Here is a 7,779-nt window from a genome sequence, read left to right as displayed (position 1 = left end):
CGGTGAGTGCACACGAGCGCTTCCCGGCCAGGGCCGACAGATCCCGTTGAGGACCTCGAGGTCAGTCAGTCGCTGGGTCAGACCCTGTCGGGAAGCGCTCATCTACATCATCACTGTCAGTCGGCGATCCAGCTCCCGTGGAAGCCGAGCGGCACCCGGGCCGGCAGGTGCACGGTGGCGACCGGCTCGCCGGTGAAGTCCTGGGCGGACAGGATCACCAGGTCGGCCGCCCCCCGGTCGGGGTTGTTGACGTAGGTCATCACGTAGCCGTCGTCCTCGGCGGCCGCGGAGTTCCCGTCGCCGGCCGCCACGAACACCGGCTCGCCCACGTAGTGGCCGCGCCCGAACGCCTTGGTCTCGTGGGTGCCGCGCGCCAGGTCGTGCTTGATCAGCGTGTTGTCGAACGCCTCGTCGGGCAGGTCGTCCAGCCCGGTGTCGCCGGGCGAGACCACGTCGATCAGGTCGGCGGCCGCGGCGGTGTAGCCGAACCGGTGCGGCCGGCCCACCAGGCGCTCGTTGATGCGCGGGAACTCCTGCGGGCGGTCGTCCAGGCGGGACTGGGTGACCCGGCCGGTGGCGGTGGAGATCCGCCAGCGGTCGAGCGTCGGCAGCCCGCCCAGGTCGAGGCGGGCGTCGACAAACCTGCGCGAGTAGCGGACCGCGTCGATCACCACGTCGTCGCCGTCGTCGTAGGCGTTGAGCGTGTGGAAGATCCAGCAGGGCTCGACCTCGACCCAGCGCACGTCCCCGGTCCTGCGTGACAGCAGGCCGATCCTGGCGCCGTGCGCGTCGTTCCACGCGTACGGCAGCGGGACGCCCTTCTCGGCGTGGGCCATGCTGAAGGTGACGGGCAGGTCGTAGATGACCACGTACTTCTCGGTGAGCGCGAAGTCGTGCAGCATCGGCGCGTCGGCGATGGGGATGTTCCTGACCTGCGTGACCGTGCCCTTGGGGTCGATCACGATGTGCTGGTGGTGGTCCCAGCCGAAGAAGTAGGCCAGCGCGTGCAGCTCGCCGTTGACCGGGTCGAGGTGGGTGTGCGCGGCGTAGCCGCCGGGCAGGCCGCCGTCGAAGTCGCACGGGCCGATGGTGTCGAGTTCGTAGCTCAGCTCGTACGGCCGGGCCCCGGCCTCGACGGTCGCGAACGTGCGGCCGCCGACGCCGATGACGTGGGTGTTGGCCGAGAAGTCGATGCCCTCGTGCAGCGGCCCTGGCCGGGGTTTCTCGCCGAGGCGGCGGGCCAGGTCGGCGTTGCGCACCCACCGGTTGCGGTACCACTCGGCGCGCCCGTCGCGCAGGCGCACCCCGTGCACCATGCCGTCGCCCAGGAACAGGTGGCCGGCGCCGGGGTCGTCGAGGCTGAGCGGGTTGGGCCCGTTGCGCAGGTAGCGGCCGTCGAGCTCGGGCGGGATGGTTCCGGTGACCTTCAGGTCGAAGGCGGTGATCTCCTCGGTGACGGGGGTGAATCCGCCACGGAACGGGGTGGTGGTCATAACGTTCGGTTCCTCTCATCGGTCGGCAGGAAGGGCGAAAGGACCGAGGAGCACAGCAGCTCGTAGCGCTGCTCGCCCTCGGCGGGGACGAAGAAGCCGGACAGCTCCAGGCTGACCGCGCCGTGCATGGCCATCCAGAGCACCTCGGCGAGCTCCACGGCGGTGGCGCCGCGCAGCACTCCGGCGTCCAGGCAGATCTGGACGCCGTCGATCAGCATGTTCAGCGTCCGCTTGGCGGCGGCCGCCGTCTCCGGACCCGGCACGAACCCCGGCAGCGCGCCGAGGAACATGACCCGGTAGTACTCGGGCTCGGCCAATGCGTGCGCGCGGTAGGCGGTCAGCCCGGCGCGCAACTGGCTGAGCAGGTCGGACTCGGCCGGGAGGCGCATCAGGCGCTGCTCCAGCCGGGCGAAGCCCTCCAGCCAGAGCGCTTCGGCGAGCCCGTCCTTGCCGCCGAACAGGGTGTAGATGACCTTCGTCGAGCAGCCGGCCTCGGCGGAGATCCGCCGCACGGTCAGCGCGGCGGGGCCCTCGGTGACGAGCAGGTGCTTGGCGATGTCGAGGAGTGCGGTCCTGACGGCGCTCTGGCCCTGCTGCTGAGCCTGCTGGTAAGCAGTGATGGACATCGTTGGGTAACACCGTTTCTTGGCGGTAACACTGTTACCGCCTTTCTACGCCTCCGTCGCCGCGCCGTCAAGGACTAATCCGCCGGCGGCAGGTAAGGAGAGAACGGTGAGCAACTCGATCACCGTGGTCGTGGTCACCAGGAACCGCCTGCGTTCCCTGACCCGTTCCCTGCCCCTGCACCCCAGGCCGGTGATCGTGGTCGACAACGGCTCCACGGACGGCACGCCGTGGTTCGTCCGCCGCCACTTCCCCGACGTCCGGCTGGTCGAGGCCGGCGAGAACCTCGGCGCCCCGGCCCGCAACCTGGGCGTGGAACTGGCCGAGACCCCGTACGTGGCCTTCGCCGACGACGACTCCTGGTGGGCGCCCGGCGCGCTGGACCGGGCCACCGACGTGATGGACGCCTACCCCCGCCTGGCCGTGCTGGCCGCGCGGGTCCTGGTCGGCCCGGACGAACGGCTCGACCCGACCTGCGAGCGGATGCGGCGCTCCCCGCTGGGCGTCGACGACGACCTGCCCGGGCCGAACGTGCTGGGCTTCCTGGCCTGCGGCGCGGTCGTCCGCAGGCAGGCGTTCCTGGAGGCGGGCGGCTTCGACGACGTGATCTTCTTCTTCGGCGAGGAGGAGCGGCTGGCCATGGACCTGGCCGCGCGGCGCTGGGGCCTGTCGTACGTGGACGACGTGGTGGCGCACCACCACCCGTCGCCGCCCGGCGACCCGCGCGGCAGGCAGGCCCTGGCGGCGCGCAACGCGGTGCTGACGGCGGTGCTGCGCCGGCCCTGGCGCGAGGTGGCCAGACGCTCGCTGCAGGCCCTGCGCACCGGCCCGGCGGGCTGGCGCGGCCTGCGCACGGCGGTGCCCAGGCTCCCCCGCGCACTGGCCCAGCGACGGGAACTGCCCAAGACGGTGGAAATGGACAGGCGCCGGGTGGAACGGGACCGCTGACCGGCCCTGTTACGTCACGTGATCACTGGGTAACAGGGTGAGCATGAGCAAACCCAATCCGATCCAGCTACAGAAGCATTTGTCGGGCGTGAACTACCCGGCCAGCAGGGACGACCTGGTCCAGGCCGCCCGCGATCACAACGCCGACGACACGATCGTCCAGGCCCTGGAGTCCATGCCCGACCGCCAGTACGACGGCCCGAACGCCGTCAGCGAGGCGGTCACCAAACGCTGAACCGACGACGGCGGCGGGCCGGAACACACCCGCCGCCGCGTACCCGCTCAACCGCCGAGCCCGGCCGACAGCCGGAACGCCCCCACCGGCACCAGCCCCCGCTTGAGCAGCCGGAAGGTGGGCAGCGGGCTGCCGCTGACCGTCTCCTTGTAGGCCACCGCCCAGCGCCCGGTCAGGTATCCCCTGCGCGGGCTGTCGTCGGGCCGGACGAACTGGATCACCGCGTCGCGCCTGCCGAGGCTGACCGGCTGGTGGTAGTAGCCGAACCTGAACGGCCTGGGCCTGCCCCCGAGCAGCCCGTCGGCCAGCGTGTCACCGGCGTGCAGGCCGGTCGGGATGCCGCTCTGGCAGGTGCCGTGCAGCACGCCGAACGGCAGGGGCACCGCGGCGGCGTCGCCGACGGCGTACACGTCCGGATGCGACACCGAGCGCAGGAACGGGTCCACCACGATCCTGCCGCGCTCGTCCGTCTCCAGCCCCGACTCCGCGGCCAGGGGCAGCCCGCGGGTGCCCGCGTTCCACAGGGTGGCGTCGGAGTGGATCAGCTCGCCATCGGCCAGTTCCACCGCGTCGGGCAGCACCTTGGTCACCCGGACGTCCTGCCTGACCCGCACGCCGAGCCGCGCCAGCGCCCGGTCCAGGTACGCCTGGGCCCGCTCGCCCAGCATGGCGCCGGGCCGGCCGCGGCTGAGCAGCACCACGCGCAGCCCGGGATGCGACTCGGCCAGCTCCGCCGCCGACTCGACGCCGGTCAGCCCGCCGCCTGCCACCACGACCGTGCCGCCGTCGGCCAGCGTCTCCAGCCTGGCGGCCAGGCGCAGCGCGGCGTCGTGGTCGTCGTAGGTGTGCGCGTGCTCCGTCACGCCGGGGACGGAGGTGTCGGTGACCGCGCCCAGCGCGTAGATCAGCTTGTCGTAGGCCAGGACCTCGCCGCCGGCCAGGCGCACCCGGTGGCCGTCCGGGTCGAGCGCGGCCACGCGGGCCCGCACGAACCTGATGCCGGTGCCGGCGATCACGTCCTCGATGGAGTGGTCGGCCAGCCGCTGCCCCGTCGCGCTCTGATGCAGCCTGAGCCGCTCGGTGAACCGCGACGAGGCGTTGACCAGCGTGACCCGGGCGCCGACCCGGCGCGTTCTGGTGGCGACCCTGATCGCCGCCGCGAGTCCGGTGTATCCGGCGCCCAGCACGAGTATGTCCGTCATGTTCTTCCCTGCCTCCTCGATCCGCCATGAAGACGGATCGAGGAGACCGGGACGTGACATCACTGCACGGTTATCTGGTCCACCTCCACGGTGATGCCCTTGACCTGCGGCGTCGAGGTCGCCGTGGTGACCGTGCCGGTGCCGGTGCTGACGCCCTTGACCTTCATCGTGTAGCTGAGCGTGCCGCCGGGCGCGCCCGGCGTGCTCTTCACCACGAGGTCCTGGGTGGGCGGCCCGGCGATCTGCTGACCGGCCGTGCCCTCGTCGTTCTCGGCGCCCACGGTCAGCCCGGCGCCCGCCGGCGGCTCTCCGGGCAGGTTGGCCGGGTCATAGGCGAAGCTGATGTCCTCCACGCCGTTCGTCCCGATCCACTGCTGGAACACCTTGGTGTCGGTGGTGCCGAAGATGTTCACCCGCCACTCGACGACGAGCCAGTCGTTGACGCCGTCGGTGAGCGACGCGGCGTACACGCCGGGCGCGCCGGTGCCGTCCAGGTCCGTCCAGTACGACGCGAGCACGCCGTTCGGCTTGGCCGGGTCCGGCAGGGTCTGCGGCTGGTAGGCGATGTCGTCGGTGCCGTTGGTGCCGCCTGCCACGCTGTAGCCGTTGGAGACGATGCCGAGCCTGTTGTAGGTCTTCCCGGCGAAGACGAACGCGGGAACGGTGAAGTTCAGCGCCTGCTCGTCACCGATGGGCGTGGGCTCGACGCCGAACGCGTCCAGCGGGATGTACCCGGCAGGTCCCGCACCGGGCGCGATCGTCGGCTTGTCGGGCTGCCGGCCCGCCAGGGTGGACTTGGCCGTGGCGATCTGGCTGCCGACCTGCGTGGCGCCGGTCACGCCGGTGAGGCGCAGCCGCGAGCTGAGCGTGCTCAGCGCGGTGACCTCGGTGGCCTGCATCGTGTTGTTCTGCACGGTCACCGTGCAGGTGGACTCGCCGGTGTCCTTGGCGATCGCGGCGGGCACGCAGGTCTGCTCGACCGGCACCGCGCCCTCCTGACGGTAGAACGCCACCGGCAGGTGCAGCGCGCGCTTGCCGCCGACCTGCTTGAGGTTCACCTGGCCGAAGTACTGCCCGTCGGGCAGGTCGGGCGCGCTGATGATCACCGTCAGCTTGGCGCTCTTGCCCGGCTTGACGCTGAACAGCGGCGGCATCACCGCGATGTTCGCGCCGTCGACGGTCTTCCCGGTGGCGGTGAACGTGAGCGTCTTGTTCGTGGTGTTCGTCACCGTGCGCTTGGCGGTGATGAGGCCCGGCATGGTCGGGGCGTTCACCGACGGCAGGTTGAGATCGATGCGGTTGAGCGGGTCGGTGGCCGAGGCGGCGAAGTTGGCGGCCGTCTCGTCCAGGGTCAGGCCGGGGTCGCCGGCCTTGGTCAGGTCGATGCGCCCGCCGCCCATGTCGAACGGGTCGGCCGGGGTGGTGCGGTCGGACTTGGTGACCGACTGCTTGGCGGTGGTCTCCAGCGCCGACTTCACCTGTCCGGGCGTCCAGTCGGGGTGCAGCGCGAACACCAGCGCGGCCGCGCCGGTGACGTGCGGCGCCGACATCGAGGTGCCCGCGATGACCTGGTACAGGTTGCCGGGCGGCCCTTCCAGCGGCGATTCCGGCGTCGGGGTCATGCCGGCCATGATGTGCAGGCCGGGCGCGGTGACGTCGGGCTTGAGGAAGTCGCCGCCGGGGCCGCGCGAGGAGAAGTACGTGATCGCGTCGCCCTGCCAGGTGGCCTTCGTGCCCTGCGTGAACGAGGCGGTCGCGCCCGGGTGCGCGGTCAGGAAGCCGAGCAGCGTGTCGGTCTCGGGCTTGTTGATGTGCACGGTCGGCACCCAGTGGGCGTCGGTCATCACGTCCAGCGGGGTGACGTTGTACAGGATCATCCCGGCCGCGCCGCCCTGCTTGACGTTGAAGCTCTTCAGCAGCCGGTTCGGGCCGCGTTCACAGGCGACGATCTTGCCGGTGAAGAGACCGGCGGGCGCGGGCGCGTCGCACAGCGGCCGGCTGTACGGCGGCGCCGAGGCGAGCACCACGGGTAACGGCGAGGCCACGCCCGACGTGATGGACGCGCCCTTGATCGTCGCGCTCGCGCCGCCCGTGCCGGACAGCGTGATCGTCGACTGGAACGTCCTGGTCTGCGTGGAGGCGGCCACCGTGGTCACCCACGGGCTGCGGTGGTCGGTGGTGTTCGCGCCGGGACCGGCGTTGCCCGCCGAGGCCGACACCAGCACGCCGGCCGCGTACGCGTCGAGGAACGCCAGCTCCACCGGGTCGCTGTACGGGTCGGAGCCGCCGGAGATGGAGAAGTTGATCACCCGGACGCCGTCCAGGATCGCCCTGGCCACGGCCGCGGCCGAGTCGGACTGGTAGCAGCCCTCCGCGCCGCACACCTTGTACACCGAGACGTGCGCGGCGGGGGCGATGCCGTGGATCGGGCCGCGGCTGATGCCCAGCGGGTTCGCGTCCGCCACCGGGCCGCCGGCGGAGGTGGTGGCGGTGTGGGTGCCGTGGCCGTTGGAGTCACGGGCGCTGTCCGGGTAGACCTCGCCGCCCACGACCGCGTTGTAGGTCTCCAGGAACGGCCCGCCGCCGATGAGCTTGTTGTTGCACTCGAACGGGTCGTTGGCCGGGGTCAGCGGGTTGTCGCCGAAGTCGCACAGGCGGGGCGTGCCGTCCTTGGTCGGGCCGGGGGCCGGCAGCGACGGGTTCGACGCGAACGACGGGTGCTCGGGCCAGGCGCCGCTGTCCAGCACGCCCACGTTGACGCCCTTGCCCGCCGAGGCGCTGCCGCCGAGCCGCTGATAGATGGCGTCGGCGCCGATGAAGCGGGAGCTGGAGTCGGTGAGGGGCTGCTGGAGCTTGTCCTCCTGGATCGCCACCGCGCCGGGCAGCTTCAGCACCTCCTTGGCCTTGTCGGCGGGAATCCGCAGGGCCACACCGCCGTAGACGGTGCGCAGCCGCTGGCCGACCACCGCGCCGGGCACCTTCTTGCCCAGCTCGCCGAGGAAGGCCTGCTCCACCTCCTCGATGTGCTTGTCGTACTTCTGCGCGTCGGAGCTCTTGACGTCCAGCGACTTGCCGGTGACCTGCGGGCTGGTGCCCGGCAGACCCGGCAGCCCGCCCTTGTAGGCGGCCAGCGCGTCGTAGTCGAGCTTCACCATGACCGGCACGGGCGCCGTGGAGGTGCTGCTCAGCAGGGACTGGTCGCTCTTGGCGAGCTTTCCTGTCGCGGACTTGGCGCCTTCGTCCAGCACGGCGCCCGTGCCGGTCATGGTGAAGCTCG

The 7,779-nt window shown here is 71.6% G+C and carries 6 protein-coding genes; 2 read left to right on the top strand and 4 right to left on the bottom strand.

Annotation, left to right across the window (positions count from 1 at the left end; genetic code table 11):
• Window positions 1-116: 116 nt before the first annotated feature.
• Window positions 117-1,493: a carotenoid oxygenase family protein gene (locus HII36_RS51510; protein WP_173530731.1), complete on the bottom strand. Its 1,377-nt coding sequence runs from the start codon at window positions 1,491-1,493 to the stop codon at window positions 117-119.
• Window positions 1,490-2,119 carry a TetR/AcrR family transcriptional regulator gene (locus HII36_RS51505; protein ID WP_173530730.1) on the bottom strand — a complete coding sequence of 210 codons (630 nt, stop codon included), beginning with the start codon at window positions 2,117-2,119 and terminating at the stop codon, window positions 1,490-1,492. The genes HII36_RS51510 and HII36_RS51505 overlap by 4 nt, the downstream gene beginning before the upstream one ends.
• Window positions 2,120-2,225: 106 nt before the next feature.
• Here HII36_RS51505 and HII36_RS51500 point away from each other — a divergent pair, with 106 nt between their 5' ends.
• Together HII36_RS51500 and HII36_RS51495 are read left to right on the top strand one after the other, a co-directional pair.
• Window positions 2,226-3,065 carry a glycosyltransferase family 2 protein gene (locus HII36_RS51500; protein WP_173530729.1) on the top strand — a complete coding sequence of 280 codons (840 nt, stop codon included), beginning with the start codon at window positions 2,226-2,228 and terminating at the stop codon, window positions 3,063-3,065.
• 43 nt (window positions 3,066-3,108) lie between these two features.
• On the top strand, window positions 3,109-3,300 hold the full coding sequence (locus HII36_RS51495; protein ID WP_173530728.1) for a DUF2795 domain-containing protein: 192 nt from the start codon (window positions 3,109-3,111) through the stop codon (window positions 3,298-3,300).
• 47 nt (window positions 3,301-3,347) lie between these two features.
• Here HII36_RS51495 and HII36_RS51490 read toward each other — a convergent pair whose 3' ends face one another.
• A complete protein-coding gene (locus HII36_RS51490; protein ID WP_173530727.1) occupies window positions 3,348-4,502 on the bottom strand; it encodes an NAD(P)/FAD-dependent oxidoreductase in 1,155 nt (384 codons plus the stop codon).
• Between the two features lie 59 nt (window positions 4,503-4,561).
• Window positions 4,562-7,779 (bottom strand): S8 family serine peptidase (locus HII36_RS59040; RefSeq protein WP_173530726.1); only part of this gene is annotated, 3,218 nt, incomplete at its 5' end.

Source organism: Nonomuraea antri (assembly GCF_013283785.1).
Classification (GTDB): Bacteria; Actinomycetota; Actinomycetes; order Streptosporangiales; family Streptosporangiaceae; genus Nonomuraea; species Nonomuraea antri.
This window is presented reverse-complemented; position numbering and strand designations above follow the sequence as displayed.

Bases quoted from the DNA above. Each gene is read 5' to 3' on its own strand.
- HII36_RS51510 (WP_173530731.1), bottom strand. From the start codon at position 1,493: ATGACCACCACCCCGTTCCGTGGCGGATTCACCCCCGTCACCGAGGAG.
- HII36_RS51505 (WP_173530730.1), bottom strand. From the start codon at position 2,119: ATGTCCATCACTGCTTACCAGCAGGCTCAGCAGCAGGGCCAGAGCGCC.
- HII36_RS51495 (WP_173530728.1), top strand. From the start codon at position 3,109: ATGAGCAAACCCAATCCGATCCAGCTACAGAAGCATTTGTCGGGCGTG.
- HII36_RS51490 (WP_173530727.1), bottom strand. From the start codon at position 4,502: ATGACGGACATACTCGTGCTGGGCGCCGGATACACCGGACTCGCGGCG.